This is a genomic window from Kitasatospora purpeofusca (assembly GCF_034043715.1).
GTDB lineage: Bacteria > Actinomycetota > Actinomycetes > Streptomycetales > Streptomycetaceae > Kitasatospora > Kitasatospora purpeofusca_A.
In genome coordinates, this window is record NZ_JAXCLC010000008.1 from 78,677 (window position 1) to 92,446 (window position 13,770).

10 protein-coding genes are annotated in these 13,770 nt (G+C 72.4%); 1 reads left to right on the forward strand and 9 read right to left on the reverse strand.

The annotated features are described in order from the left end of the window. Positions 1–94: 94 nt before the first annotated feature. The 9 genes from SM793_RS06485 to SM793_RS06525 form a co-directional block, all read right to left on the reverse strand. Positions 95–1,147 carry a PstS family phosphate ABC transporter substrate-binding protein gene (locus SM793_RS06485; protein ID WP_320437052.1) on the reverse strand — a complete coding sequence of 351 codons (1,053 nt, stop codon included), beginning with the start codon at positions 1,145–1,147 and terminating at the stop codon, positions 95–97. Positions 1,148–1,524: 377 nt separating this feature from the next. Continuing rightward, entirely contained in the window at positions 1,525–1,932 is a 408-nt protein-coding gene (locus SM793_RS06490; protein ID WP_320437053.1) for a hypothetical protein, read from the reverse strand. Further along, positions 1,922–2,344, reverse strand: coding sequence for a DUF1508 domain-containing protein (locus SM793_RS06495; protein WP_320437054.1), 423 nt, complete (start codon positions 2,342–2,344; stop codon positions 1,922–1,924). Before SM793_RS06495 ends, SM793_RS06490 begins: the two co-directional genes overlap by 11 nt. Before the next feature lie 318 nt (positions 2,345–2,662). Continuing rightward, positions 2,663–4,525 carry a GAF domain-containing protein gene (locus SM793_RS06500; RefSeq protein WP_320437055.1) on the reverse strand — a complete coding sequence of 621 codons (1,863 nt, stop codon included), beginning with the start codon at positions 4,523–4,525 and terminating at the stop codon, positions 2,663–2,665. Between the two features lie 188 nt (positions 4,526–4,713). Beyond that, positions 4,714–5,193: a hypothetical protein gene (locus SM793_RS06505; RefSeq protein ID WP_320437056.1), complete on the reverse strand. Its 480-nt coding sequence runs from the start codon at positions 5,191–5,193 to the stop codon at positions 4,714–4,716. A gap of 53 nt (positions 5,194–5,246) precedes the next feature. Further along, positions 5,247–6,452: an AAA family ATPase gene (locus SM793_RS06510; protein WP_320437057.1), complete on the reverse strand. Its 1,206-nt coding sequence runs from the start codon at positions 6,450–6,452 to the stop codon at positions 5,247–5,249. 69 nt (positions 6,453–6,521) lie between these two features. After that, positions 6,522–10,037 carry a thiol reductant ABC exporter subunit CydD gene (cydD, locus tag SM793_RS06515; protein WP_320437058.1) on the reverse strand — a complete coding sequence of 1,172 codons (3,516 nt, stop codon included), beginning with the start codon at positions 10,035–10,037 and terminating at the stop codon, positions 6,522–6,524. A 4-nt stretch (positions 10,038–10,041) separates the two neighbouring features. Next, the gene (gene cydB / locus SM793_RS06520) at positions 10,042–11,067 is read right to left on the reverse strand and encodes a cytochrome d ubiquinol oxidase subunit II (protein ID WP_320437059.1); all 1,026 of its coding nucleotides are present in this window, start codon (positions 11,065–11,067) and stop codon (positions 10,042–10,044) included. Between the two features lie 31 nt (positions 11,068–11,098). Continuing rightward, positions 11,099–12,649, reverse strand: a complete 1,551-nt coding sequence (locus SM793_RS06525) for a cytochrome ubiquinol oxidase subunit I (RefSeq protein WP_320437060.1) — start codon at positions 12,647–12,649, stop codon at positions 11,099–11,101. A gap of 296 nt (positions 12,650–12,945) precedes the next feature. On the opposite strand from SM793_RS06525, the gene SM793_RS06530 reads away from it, so the two are divergent. After that, positions 12,946–13,767, forward strand: a complete 822-nt coding sequence (locus SM793_RS06530; RefSeq protein WP_320437061.1) for a nucleotidyltransferase domain-containing protein — start codon at positions 12,946–12,948, stop codon at positions 13,765–13,767. The last annotated feature ends 3 nt before the right edge of the window (positions 13,768–13,770 follow it).

Consider the following 13,770-nt stretch of genomic DNA (forward strand, 5'->3'; position numbering starts at 1 on the left):
CGCGAGCCCGTGGCCGCCGGTCGGTGCTGGTGGTGCGGTGGTGCTGGTGGCGCGGTGGCGCGGCGGTGCGGTGGTGCGAGCGGTGCGGGGTGGATCAGATGTGGGTGGTCGAGCCGCAGGCGCCGTTCGGCAGGGCCAGGAAGCCGTAGTTCTTGACGATGGTGGAGCCGGCGCCACCGTTGGTGCAGATGAAGCCGCCGACACCGAAGATCGCCCGCAGGGCGGCGGCGTGGGCGTCGCCCGCGTTCCAGTCGGCGCCGCGGACGACGTTGTAGACCACGCGGCCGTAGGTGGTGCCGGCGAAGCCGGACGCGATGGTCTTGTTGACGGTGTCGACCGGGGCGATGGTGTTGACGCTGCGGACGGTCAGCGGGCCCTGGACGTCGCTGCCGGCGCCCTGGCCGTAGTAGACCTGGCCGACGTAGTGCGCGACGGAGTAGGGAACGACGGCGTTGATGTCGTTCAGGGCCGGGTCGCTGCCCTGGTTCTCCTGGGTGCCGGAGGTGACGCAGGCGCCCGGGACGACCGGGGTGCCGCTACCGATGGTCTTCAGGAAGAAGGTGCGGGTGCCCGAGCTGGTCTGCGGCAGGAAGGGCTTGATGGTGGCGTTGGCCAGCGAGGGGCTGATCTGCTGCCAGTTGGTGATGGTGCACTCGTAGATGCCCTTGAGCTGGGCGGTGGACAGGTCCGCGGGGGCGTTGCCACCGTTCTTCGCGGCCCAGGACACGGCGTCCTTGGCGAGCGCGACGAACAGGTCGGTGGTCAGGTCGCCGGTCTGCGGGGCGCGGGAGGAGCGGGCGAAGTCGACCGTGGCGCTGGTGTTGGCACCCAGGGCCGTGATGCCGGCGCCGGAGCCGTTCGGGCGGGCGATCGAGGTCGCACCGGTCTTGGTGGTGATCGGGGAGGAGCCGGTCGCGTCCCAGCTGTACAGACGCGGGGAGGTGGTGTTGCCCGCGGCGGTCAGCGCGGCGTTGTAGCCGACCGACAGACCGTTCAGGACCGACTGGGTGGTGTCCGAGCCGACACCCACGATGTCCTGCGCGGCCGGCAGGGACGCCGGGTCGGCGACGGCGGTGCCGGCGGCGACGGTGGCGACCGAGGTGGCGATGGCGGCGATGGCGAGCAGCTTGGCAGCGGTCTTGCGCATGTTCCTCTTCCTCCGGTGGGAGAGCAGTACATCGCTGAGCCCGGGTACTGGTGGTCAGTCCCAGGAACCGGTGGCCACGTCCGCGGTGGCCGCTCCGGCAGTGCCGATCCTGTCGGTCGGCCCGGTTCCGTCGGAAGGGCCGACCGAGGCCGCCACCGATTGTCGATTTCTCGGTTCAGAGAGGTTTAGCGACAGGTCAGCCCGGTCGCGGAGGGTGGGAAAGTCGCAGGTGGGAGGCCGGTGACGTTCTTCTCCAGGTGGCGACTCGGGGGGTTGCCGGATACCTGGGCTTCACCGGAAGAGGGGGAAGGGCGGTTCTTGCGCCGGGCCAGCACGAGTAGCCGCCCGAAGGCGGCTGCGGGACGGCGGACGGGCCGTCAGAACGGCCAGCCGTCCTCCCGGCCGGGGCGGCGCGACTCCTGCCCCAGGCGCTGGAGACCGGACAGGAATCCGGTCACGCCGGCCCGGCACTGGTCGCGCCGGAGGTAGCCCCGGGCACTGCGGGCCACCGGCCCGGCCGCCTCGGCGGCGCCCGGACGGGTGGTGCGGACCGGCAGGTACGCCGTCCACACCCAGAGCCGGGCCTCGGACTGGCCGACGGTGCACCGCAGAGCGGTCCGCTCGATGATCAATTCACGGACGGCCTCGGCGAGTTCCAGCTCGTTGCGATAGGTGCGCACGCCGACGCCGAGCTGTCTGCCGTTCGCCGCGCGCAGCGCCCAGGACAGCGAACGGTCGCCGACCGGGACGGAGAGCAGGCGCGGCCCGCGCCGCTCAGCGGACATCGGATGTTCTCAACGACGGCCCCCGCTCCATCGGTTCGGGACGTTCGAGGGCCGGCTGTTTCGCCAGCAGCACCACGAAGCGCCGAAAGGCGTTCTGACAGGTCGCGTACCGCTCGTAGGCACGGCTGGACCGCACCTCCGGGAGGTTGCGGGTGCCCGGGACGACCCAGACCCACCCGATGCCGTCCCGGACGTGCGTGATCCGGGCGGTGAGCGCGTCGGCGACGACCCGTAAGCCGTCGAATCCGCGCTCCGCCTCCACGGCCGTCTCGTACGCGGCCGCGGTGACCGCGACAACACGCCCGTTCGACGCCTTCAGTTGCCAGCGGTACCGTCCGTCCGGCGCCCGTTCGGCCCGGAATCCCCCTCGACCTGCCCCTGCTGCGGTGTGACCGCGGCCAGACGCGTCCACTGCTCCCCCACGGTCCGGTTTCTCTCCGAGACGGGAGTAAAGCTATGTGTGCACACGAGAGCGCCGGAAGGCCACGAAATGCACAACTTTCTCCGTTGGCCGCGAAGTTCTCCCTCGTTAAACTTTCACCGACTGCACACCTTCCGCGCGCCAAGCACTCCCGCCGCCGCTGCGCGTCGTTCACCAACCGTTCGAGAATGTCCCGAGTCGCCCCGACCATTCCGACGAGTGCCCCAGCCCTCCCGACGGGCGCGCCAGAGCCTCCCGACGGGCGCGCCAGAGCCTTCCGACGTGCACTCCGACGGTCCCGACGGCCACTCAGAGCCGCGCCGTCCACCGCACCCTGGTGCCCCGGCCGTACGGCCCCGGCTCGTGCCAGGCGTCCCCGCCGAGCGCCTCGGCCCGCCGGGTCAGGTTGCGCAGGCCGCTGCGCCGCCCGCCCTCGGGGATGCCGACGCCGTCGTCGGTGACGGTCAGCAGGACGCCCGGGCGCCCGCCCCGGTCGAGCGACTCCGGGTCGCCGCCGACGGGCCGGCCGTCGTCGTCCAGGTGCACGGTCGCGTCGACCTCGGCGCCGACCCGGGAGGCCCGGGCGTGCCGGGCCGCATTGGAGAGCATCTCCCGCAGCGCCGCCAGCAGTTGACGGCCGGTCTTCTCGCCGACCAGGCTCTCCACCGGGCCGACGAAGGAGACCGAGGGCTTGAAGCCGAGCGCCGCCGCGGTCTGGCTGCACTCGCGCAGCACCCGGGTCCGCAGGGTGTCGGGCGCGTCGCCGTGGTCGTCGTGCTGGAGCGCGTAGATGGTGGTGCGGACCTCCTGGATGGTGGCGTCCAGCTCGTCGACGGCCTCGCCGATGCGGACCTTCACCTCGGGGACGACGGCGCGCCGGGCGGCCCCCTCCAGCATCATGCCGGTGGCGAACAGCCGCTGGATGACCAGGTCGTGGAGATCGCGGGCGATCCGGTCGCGGTCCTGGAAGACCGCGAGCCGCTGCTGGTCGCGCTGGCCCTCGGCGAGCCGCAGCGCGAGCGCGGCCTGCGAGGCGAAGGTCTCGGCCAGCTGCTTCTCGCCGTCGGTGAACGGCAGCGCCCCGCGCGGGCGCCAGACGCACAGCCCGCCGAGCACCCGGCTGGCGGCGACCATCGGCACGGCCAGCGAGGGGCCGAAGCTGCGGGCGAGCCGGATCACCACGGTGGGATCGGTGGACATGTCGTCGAGGTGGACGCTCTCGCCGTCGAACAGCCGGGCGGCGAAGCTGTCCGTCGGCAGCAGTTCGCCGCGCACGAACTCGGCCGCCTCCCCGGAGGCGTGGGCGACCCGCATCCGCACGCTGCCGGCGTCCTCGTCGGCGACCGGCAGCAGGATCATGCCCAACGCGGCGTCCGCCAGCTCCCTGACCTGCTCGGCGGCGACGGTGAGCGCGATCTCCGCCGCGTCCGTGGAGAGCAGCGCCGTGGTGACGGCGGCCGCACCGGCGATCCACCGCTCCCGGCGCAGGCCTTCCTCGTAGAGGCGGGAGTTCTCGATCGCGACCCCCGCCGCGGCGGCCAGGGCGTGCACCACCTGCTCGTCCTCGGGGGTGAAGGCGCCGCCGCCCTTCTTCTCGGTCAGGTAGAGGTTGCCGAACACCTCGTCGCGGATCCGGATCGGCTCCCCGAGGAAGGTCTTCATCTCCGGGTGGTGCGGGGGGAAGCCGTACGAGCGGGGGTCGGCGCCGAGCTCGGTGAGGCGCAGCGGCTCCGGGCGGTCGATCAGCGCCCCGAGGACGCCCCGGCCGACCGGCAGCTCGCCGATCCGGGCCGCCACCGCGTCGTCCACCCCGACGTGGATGAAGTCGGACAGCCCGTGCCCGTTGGGGGCGATCACGCCGAGGGCGGCGTAGCGGGCGTCCACGAGTTCGGCGGCGCCGGTGGCGATCCGGTGCAGGGTGGCGTGCAGGTCGAGGCCGGAGCCGACCGAGACGACCGCCTCCAGCAGCCGCTGCATCCGGTCGGTGACGGCGGCGGCGGACTGCAGCCGTTCGGCCACCTCGGTGACCAGGGTGTCCAGCCCGAGCGACGAGATCTCGGGGACCCGGTGCGGCGCCTGGTCCGCCTCCGGGTCGCCAGGAGCGGCGGCCCCTCCGGACGCGGCGGTCCCGGCGGTCCCGGCGGGCTCGGGCAGGTCTGGCGTGGGGTCCATACTGATGAGCGTAGTTTGTGCTGATTTCTGCCGATGGACGGCACGACCGACCGCCGATACGCGATCGCCGGTCGACGGGAACCGGCCCTGAGACACCCACCCGGTGGTCAGCCCGCCGGCCGGAAACAGCGAACAGGCTCTCCTACCCGATGAGCTGCTCCACCGCATGGACCATCCGGCGAAACGACCTACTGTTCTGCGCAGCGGCGCGCAAGTCCATGACCGCGGAGAACCTGGCCTGGTGCAAGGTCTCCTTGTACGACTCGTGCATCATGCTTTCCAGCTGACTCTTGGCACCGCGCCTCGGGATCGGCCGGCGTCGCCGCGTCGTCCCGCACGGCCGGGTGGCCGGCCAGCGACGTGGCAGTGGCCAAGAACCAGGATTCGTACTCATACCTGGCGATGACGATCTGTACCGGAACCTCGACCAGATCCCGCCGTGGGGTGATCATACGAGCGAGCTCGACCGGGCAGGTCACGTCGCCGTCGTCCCCGTCCCGTAGGACGAGCACGCCGCCCCGCCCGGTCACACGTGCCGCTTGGACCCGGATGGCCTTACCCAGCTCCTCCGGCTTGCGCATCTTCCCGGAATCGAGACGAAAGGGCTGCGCGACCTCGGTCCAGACCCCGAAGAACTCTGCCGCGATCCGGGTGACGAGGTCACGCACGGCCCTGACCTCTCCGTGCCCTTCCACAATGGGAGCGACCACCGGCGCAGAGTTCATCGGTCCGCCTCGGCCGCCGGACCTGCGGCCGAGGCCGGCAGTAGTTGGTCCGACCGCAACAACTCGCCGGGCGTATAGAGCCCTTCGCGCAGGGCGAGCGCTCCCGCCGCGTCCAACTGGCCGATACGCGTCTCGCCTCCGACCGAACGGACAGCCCGCAGCTCGGACAGGTCGAAGTCGCTACGGTCCAGGAGATCCGGGCTGTGGCTCGTAACGATCACCTGCCGCCGTTCGCTGGCATCCCGCAGAGCGTCGAGCAGAACGCCGGCCGCCGCCGGGTGGAGCGCACTCTCCGGCTCCTCGATCCCGACTGTGCTCAGGGTCTGTCCGGTTCCCGCGAACAACGACACCAGAACGCCCAAGGCCCGCAACGTGCCATCGGACACCGAGTGCGCCTGGAAGCGCCACGGACCCTTGGCCCCGGGTACCTCCTGGGCGAACTCCAACGTCTCCCAGTTTCCCAATTCCGAGCGGGAAACCCCATGCATTCCAGGAACGATCAGCTGCAGGTAGTCCTCGATGCGGGACTTGTCTGCCTTTCCGCCCTGACTGCGCTGCAAACGGTGCAGGACACTGGCGATATTGGAGCCGTCCCTGTGCAGAAATTCTCCGGAATCCGGTGTCTGCGGCTGCCGCATCACGTCAGGATTCAAATTGAACACGCTGATTCCCGCGAGCCCGTCGAACACCGGTCGGAATCCTTCGAGGCCGGCCGCAGACACCAGGTAGAGGCGCTGCTCACCGACCGGTGGCATCACCGACTCGCTCTGGTCCACGAGCCGGCCGCTCTCGACCAGGAAGCGGGCGTCGGCAGATCGATTGCCGTCATCGCCTCGCGAGTCAAACCGGACTCCGCAGTACTCACGAGAGATCCGGAAGCCACCGCCGCGCACGGCGGCGACTTCGAATCCGTACTCTCCCTCGTAGTCGCTCCCCCGAAAGTCGAGATCGATCGAGAAGTGAGTCGGATGTCCGGTCGACCTTCTCCGCACCTCGCCCACCCCGCCACGGCTCCTGAGCGCCTGGTCCAGCGAGGTCTGCAGCGACTCGGCCACCAGGCGCAGCGCATCCAGGAAGTTGCTCTTGCCGGACCCGTTGGGCCCCACCAACAGCAGTAGACGGCCCAGTTCGACATCGGCCTCCGCGATGCTCCGGTAGTGCCTGAGCCTGACGCGGGTGAGAGAGAAGGGGTTGTCCTGCATGCGGCCAGTCTGGCATCCCGGACCGCACGCTCTGCGGGGAATCGGCCTCACGAGAACCGGCCGCGCCGGTCAGGCCACCAGTACGCCGTCCGTCTCCCGCTCGCGGTCGTGCATGGCGCGCAGGCGCCCCTCCGGGCGGGACAGCAGCTCCGACCAGCTGCCGCGCTCGGCCACCCGGCCGGCTTCCAGGACCAGCACCTCGTCCACGGTGCTGTCGTCCAGGCCGGCCAGCCGGTGGGTGATCAAGACGGTGCTCCGGCCGGCGGTGGCGGCGAGGAGGTCGGCGGTGAGGGCGTCGGCGGTGGGCAGGTCGAGGTGTTCGGCGGGCTCGTCGAGGACCAGCACCGGGAAGTCCGCGAGCAGTGCCCGGGCCAGCGCGAGCCGCTGCCGCTGGCCGCCGGAGAGCCGGGCGCCGTGCTCGCCGACCATGGTGTCCAGGCCGTCCGGCAGCGAGTCGGTGAAGTCCAGCAGCCGGGCGGCGGCGAGCGCGGCCCGCAGGTCGTCCTCGGCGGCGTCGGGCCGGGCGAGGCGCAGGTTCTCCCGGAACGAGCTGTCGAAGACGTGGGCGTCCTGGGCGCAGAGCCCGATCACCCGGCGGACGTCCTCACCCGCGAGCGCCCGGCTGTCCACAGCCTGTGGACGACCGGCGGCGAGGACCACGCTGCCCGCGCTCTGGTCCAGGAAGCGCAGCAGCGTCTGCGCGAGCGTGGTCTTGCCGGAGCCGGACGGGCCGACCACGGCGATCCGCCGGCCGGCGGTGAGGTCGAGGTCGACGCCGATCAGCGCGTCCGCGGCCTGCCCGGGGTGACGGGCGGTCAGCCCGCGGACGGCGATCGGCAGCGGGTGCGCAGGCAGGGCCTGCGCCGAGACCGGTTCGGCCACCGCCTCCGGCGCGTCCAGTACCTCGGCGAGCCGCGCCGAGGCGGCCTGGCTGCGCCGGCGGGCCTGGACGGCGAGCGGCATCCCGGTGACCGCCTCGAACGCGGCCAGCGGGGTCAGCACGACCACCGCGAGGCAGACCGGGGCGAGCGCCCCGGACGCCACGCCGCGCAGCCCGACGGCCGCGGCGGCGGCCACCGTGAGGCCGGTGAGCAGCGTGACCAGCCCGGTGCCGAGGGCCGCGGTGGCGGCCGAGCGGGCGGCCAGCCCGGTCAGCGTCTCGTCGGCGGCGCGGACGGCGGCCAGCCGGCCCGGCAGCGCCCCGGCCACGGTGAGTTCGGCGGTGCCGCTGAAGGTGTCCAGGACGGCGGTGGCGAGCCGCCCGCGCGCCGGGGCCTGCCGCCGTTCGGCGCCGGCCGACCAGCGGGCGGTCAGCGCCGGCACCACCAGGCCGGCGAGCAGCAGGCCGAGCCCGAGCACCAGCCCGGCGGCGGGCAGGAAGGCGCCCAGGGCGAGCGCGGCGGCCAGCGACACCACCGTGGCGACGGCGGCCGGGAGTCGCCAGCGCAGGTAGTGGTCCTGGACGGCGTCGACGTCGGCGACCAGCCGGGAGAGCAGGTCGCCCCGCCGGAACGCGGGCAGCGCGGCCGGGGCGAGCACGGCGAGCCGGCGGTAGACGGCGGCGCGCAGGGTGCCGAGGGTGCGCAGCACCGCGTCGTGCGAGACCAGCCGCTCGGCGTAGCGGAAGACGCTGCGGCCGATGCCGAAGGCGCGCACCGCGGTGACGGCCATCATCAGGTGGAGGACGGGCGGCATCTCGGAGGCCCGGGAGATCAGCCAGCCGGAGGTGGCCATCAGCGCCACGGCGCAGCCGAGCGCGAGCGCCCCGAGCAGCACCGAGAGCGCCAGCCGGGGGCGGACGGCGCCCGCGGCGGGGGTCGGCCCGTCCTGGTCCGGCGCCGGCGGGGTGGGCCGGCCGCGGTGCGCGAGCACGGGCACGGGCACAGGGACGGGGACGGCCGCCGGCGGGACGGGGGGAGCGGCCGGGCCGGCCAGCCGGACGACCCGGTCGGCGGCGGCCAGCAGCGCGGGCCGGTGCGCGACCACCAGCACGGTGCGCGCCGGGTCCGCGGCCAGCGCCCGGACGGCGTCGACGACGGCCGCCTCGGAGGCGCCGTCCAGGTTGGCGGTGGGCTCGTCGAGCAGGACCAGCGGGCGGTCGTCGGCGAGCAGCACCCGGGCGAGCGCGAGCCGCTGGCGCTGCCCGGCGGAGAGCCCGGCGCCGTCCTCGCCGAGGCGGGTACGGAGGCCCTGCGGCAGCCGGTCGACGAAGTCGAGGGCGTGCGCGGAGCGCAGGGCGGCGCGCTGCTGCTCCTCGGTGGCCCCGGGCCGGTGCAGGGTCAGGTTGTCGGCGACGGTCCCGGCGAACAGGTGCGGGTGCTGCGGGACCCAGGCGATCTGCCGCCGCCAGCTGTCCGGATCGAGATCGGCCAGGTCGTGGGTCCGCCCGTCGGCGGCGGTGATCCGGACCGTCCCGGCGGTGGGCGCGGTGAGGCCCAGCAGGACGCCGAGCAGGGTGGACTTGCCGCTGCCGGAGGGGCCGGTGAGCGCCACCGTCCCACCCGGACGCAGCACCACCGAGGCACCGTCGAGGGCGGGCGTGCTCCGGCCGGGGAAGGCCACCGTGAGGCCCTCGGCCGCGATCACGGCGCCGGACAGGGCGGGCGCGGGGACGGTGCCGGCCGGCGGCAGCGGGGTCTCCAGCACCTCGAAGATCCGGTCGGCGGCGGTGAGGCCCTCGACGCTGGAGTGGTAGAGCGCGCCGACCTGGCGGATCGGGAAGTAGACCTCGGGGGCGAGGACCAGGATCAGCAGCCCGGTCTCCAGGTCGAGGGTGCCGTCGACCAGCCGGAAGCCGATGGTGACGGCGACCAGCGCGACCGAGAGGGTGGAGAGCAGTTCCAGCGCGAAGGAGGAGACGAAGGCGATCCGCAGGGTGCGCAGGGTGGCCCGGCGGTAGTCGGCGGTGATCCGGGCGATGGTGGCGGCCTGGGCGCGGGCCCGGTTGAACACCTTCAGCGTGGGCAGTCCGGCGACCACGTCCAGGAAGTGGTGCGAGAGCCGGGACAGGCCCTCCCACTGACGGTCCATCCGGGCCTGGGTGGCCATCCCGATCAGCACCATGAACAGCGGGATCAGCGGCAGCGTCCCGGCGATGATCGCGGCCGAGGTGACGTCGGCGCCGACGATCCGCAGCAGCACCGTGGCCGGGACGACCACGGCGAGCGCCAGCTGCGGCAGGTAGCGGGCGAAGTAGTCGTCGAGCGCGTCGACGCCCCGGGTCGCCAGGGTGGTGAGTTCGCCGGTGCGCCGGCCCGCCAGGTAGGCCGGGCCGAGCGCGGTGGCGTGGTCGAGCAGCCGGCGCCGCAGGGTGGACTTCACCCGGGCGACGGACCGGTGCGCGACCAGTTCGGTGAGCCAGCCGACCAGCCCGCGCCCGACCGAGGTGAGCACCAGCAGCGCCAGCGGCGTGCCGAGTTCACCGAGCCCGGCCCGCTGCTGGAAGCCGCGGACCACGAGTTCGGCGATCAGGCCCGCCTGGGCCACCACCAGGGCCGCGTTCGCCGTCCCCAGCAGGACGGATCCGGCGAGGAAGGCCCGGGTGGTGCGGGCGTACCCGAGGAGGCGGGGGTCGACCGGCTTCATGGCCTCAGCCCTGCTCGAGCGCGGCGGCCGGGTCGTGCCCGGGGATGTGCTGGACGCCGATCCGCTTGCGGAACACCCAGTACGTCCAGCTCTGGTAGAGCAGCACCAGCGGGGTGAACACCGCGGCCACCACGGTCATCAGCTTGAGCGTGTACGGCGAGGAGGCGGCGTTGGTGACGGTCAGGCTCCACTCCGGGTTCAGGCTGGACGGCATGACGTCGGGGAAGAGCGCGAGGAAGAGCATCGCGACGGCCGCCACGATCGTCGCCCCGGAGAGGACGAAGGCCCAGCCCTCGCGGCCCGCCTGGTTGGCGAGCAGCGCGCCGACCAGGGCGAGCACCGCGATCACCAGGGCGGCCAGGCTCCAGCCGTTGCCGTTGTCGGCCTGGGTCCAGATCAGGAAGACCGCCGCCAGCGCCGCGGCTGCCAGCCCGGCCCGCAGCGCCGCGGCCCGGGCCCGGTCGCGGATCGCGCCGACCGTCTTGAGCGCGGCGAACACCGCGCCGTGGAAGGTGAACAGGCTGAGCGTCACCAGGCCGCCGAGCAGCGCGTACGGGTTGAGCAGGTCCCAGAGGGTGCCGACGTAGTTCTTGTGGGCGTCGATGTCGACGCCCCGGACGATGTTGGCGAAGGCGACGCCCCAGAGGAAGGCCGGGATCAGCGAGGTCCAGAAGATCGCCTCCTCCCAGTTCCGCTGCCAGCGCGGTTCGGGCCGCTTGGCCCGGTACTCGAAGGCGACGCCGCGCACGATCAGGCAGACCAGGATCAGCAGCAGCGGGATGTAGAAGCCGCTGAAGAGGGTCGCGTACCAGTCCGGGAAGGCCGCGAAGGTGGCGCCGCCGGCGGTCAGCAGCCAGACCTCGTTGCCGTCCCAGACCGGGCCGATGGTGTTGATCAGCACCCGGCGCTCGGCGGTGTCGCGGGCGAGCGGCTTGGTGAGGATGCCGATGCCGAAGTCGAAGCCCTCCAGGAAGAAGTAGCCGATCCAGAGGACGGCGATCAGGACGAACCAGACGTCGTGAAGTTCCATGGTGTGTCGGTCCTATCGATCCTCGGTGGCCTCAGTAGGCGAAGGCGAGCGGCTTGTCGGCGTCGTCGCCGGAGGCGGGACCGCGCAGGGTCGGGTCCTCGGCGGGCGGCCGCTCGTCGGTGACCGGTCCGGCCTTGGCGTACTTGACCAGCAGCCTGACCTCGACGACGGCGAGGACCGCGTACAGCGTGGTGAAGGTCGCCAGGGCGCCGATCTGGGTGCCGATGCCCACGTTGGGCGAGACGGCACTGGCGGTGGTCATCAGTCCGAAGACCGCCCAGGGCTGCCGGCCCATCTCGGTGAAGATCCAGCCGGCGCTGTTGGCGATCAGCGGGAAGCCCATGGTGAGGATGCCGATCCGCCAGCTCCACCTGGTGAGGAAGGGGCCGAGTTCCCGTTTCGGGGTGAGCATCAGCCTCGGCACCTCGGTGTCCCCGGTACGGAACTCCGGGGCGAGGAAGCGCCTCTTCCTGGTGGTCCAGAGCCCGATCAGCCCGGCCACGAAGGAGGTCATCCCGAAGCCGATCATGAGGCGGAAGCCCCAGTAGGTGACGAAGATGCTCGGGATGTAGTCCTTGGGGTCGCCGCCGTACTTGGCGGCCTCGGCGTCGGCGGTGTCGTTGATGCCGGGGACGGAGGAGCTGAAGTCGCTGTTGGCGAGGAAGGACAGTATCCCGGGGATCTCCAGCTCCACCGAGTTGTGGCCCTTGCCGACGTCGCCGACCGCGAAGATCGAGAACGGCGCCGGCGCCTTGGTGTCCCAGAGCGCCTCGGCGGCGGCCATCTTCATCGGCTGCTGGCGGAACATGACCTTGGCGAGTTCGTCACCGCTGAGCGCGGTGCCGGCGCCGAAGACCACCGCGAGCACCAGGCCGAGCCGCAGCGAGGTCCGCATCACGGCGACCTTCTGCGGGGCGGCGGCGGCGCTCTCCGGCTTGCGCTTGGCCTTCCAGAGGTGGAAGGAGGCGATGCCGACCATGAACGCCGCGCCGGTGAGGAAGGCCGCGGTCAGGGTGTGGAGGACGACGGTGACGGTGGTGTCCTGGAACAGCACCTTGGTGATGTCGGTCAGCTGGGCCTTGCCGGTGACCGGGTCGACCGCGTAGCCGACCGGGTGCTGCATCCAGGAGTTGGCCGCGAGGATGAAGTAGGAGGAGAGCACGGTGCCGAGGGCGACCATCCACATGCAGGCGCAGTGCAGCTTCCTCGGCAGCTTGTCCCAGCCGAAGATCCACAGGCCGATGAAGGTCGACTCGAAGAAGAAGGCGATCAGCGCCTCCATCGCGAGCGGGGCGCCGAAGACGTCACCGACGAAGCGGGAGTAGTCGGACCAGTTCATGCCGAACTGGAACTCCTGCACGATGCCGGTGACCACGCCCATCGCGATGTTGATCAGGAAGAGCTTCCCCCAGAACTTCGTGGCGTGGAAGTACTTCTCCTTGTCCGTCCGCACCCAGGCGGTCTCCAGCCCCGCCACGATCGCGGCGAGGCTGATGGTGAGCGGTACGAAGAGGAAGTGGTAGACGGTGGTGATGCCGAATTGCCATCGCGCGATGGTTTCGTGAGCGATTGCCAGTTCCACGTCGCCCTCTCTCCAACCGACCTCGTTCGAGGTCACATTTCGGACAAACTTCATCTATAGCCGGGGGCCGCTGCCCTGGTGCGCATACTCGCCCGCTTGTGAACGTGAACACGTTCACAAGCTCAGTATCCACCACCCTTACGCGGAAAGAGCGGGCGGGGTGGGGTTCGACCGGCGGTGATGCCGTGCGCACAGTCTGCGAAGCGGGCCGCCCGGCCACAACGAGCAGCCGGGAAGGCGGCACGGGAAATATGGACGGTCCGTAGCATTGACACCTACCGCCCTGACAGAAAGGCATGTCCACCGTGCGAGCGATCATCGAAGCGATGGCCGGCCGGCTGGCCGGGGTTCCGGGCGTGGTCGGCGTCGTGCTCGGCGGCAGCCGGGCCCGGGGCGAGCACACCCCCGGCTCCGACTGGGACCTCGGCCTCTACTACCGGACCGGCCTCGACCTCGACGCCCTGCGCGCCCTCGCCGGCCCCGGGGCCGAGGTGGCGGGACCGGGCGGCTGGGGCCCGTGGGTCGACGGCGGCGCCTGGCTGACCGTCGAGGGACTCGGCCGGGTCGACTGGATCCTGCGCGACCTCGACCGGGTCGACCGGGTCCACGCCGACTGTCTCGCCGGTCGCTACGAGGTGGGCGTCCAGGCCGGCCACCCGCTCGGCTTCTGGTCGCCCTGCTACGTCGGGGAACTCGCGCTCGGCGTGGTCCTCGCCGACCCGTCCGGGGCGCTGACGGAGCGCCGGGCCGCGTACGCGGACTACCCGGAGCCGCTGCGGGCCGCGCTGACCGCGAGCACCTGGGAGGCCGGATTCCTGCTCGACGGCGCCGCCAAGGGTGCGGCCCGCGGCGACACCCTGTACGTCGCGCTCTGCCTCGCCCGCGCCGTGGGCGTCCTGGTGCAGGCGCTGTACGCGGCCGACCGCCGCTGGTGCCTCAACGAGAAGGGCGCGCTGGCGGTGGCCGAGACCCTGCCGACCGCCCCGCCCGGCTTCGGCGCGCGCGCCCGCGCCCTGCTCGCCGCACCCGGCGGCGACCCGGCGGCCCTCACCGCCACCGTCGCCGCCGCCCACGGCCTGGTCGAGGACACCGAGGCGGCCCTCCGCGAGGCCCGGTAGCCG

Bases quoted from the DNA above. Each gene is read 5' to 3' on its own strand.
- SM793_RS06490 (WP_320437053.1), bottom strand. From the start codon at position 1,932: ATGTCCGCTGAGCGGCGCGGGCCGCGCCTGCTCTCCGTCCCGGTCGGC.
- SM793_RS06485 (WP_320437052.1), bottom strand. From the start codon at position 1,147: ATGCGCAAGACCGCTGCCAAGCTGCTCGCCATCGCCGCCATCGCCACC.
- cydD (WP_320437058.1), bottom strand. From the start codon at position 10,037: ATGAAGCCGGTCGACCCCCGCCTCCTCGGGTACGCCCGCACCACCCGG.
- SM793_RS06530 (WP_320437061.1), top strand. From the start codon at position 12,946: ATGTCCACCGTGCGAGCGATCATCGAAGCGATGGCCGGCCGGCTGGCC.
- SM793_RS06500 (WP_320437055.1), bottom strand. From the start codon at position 4,525: ATGGACCCCACGCCAGACCTGCCCGAGCCCGCCGGGACCGCCGGGACC.
- SM793_RS06510 (WP_320437057.1), bottom strand. From the start codon at position 6,452: ATGCAGGACAACCCCTTCTCTCTCACCCGCGTCAGGCTCAGGCACTAC.
- cydB (WP_320437059.1), bottom strand. From the start codon at position 11,067: ATGGAACTTCACGACGTCTGGTTCGTCCTGATCGCCGTCCTCTGGATC.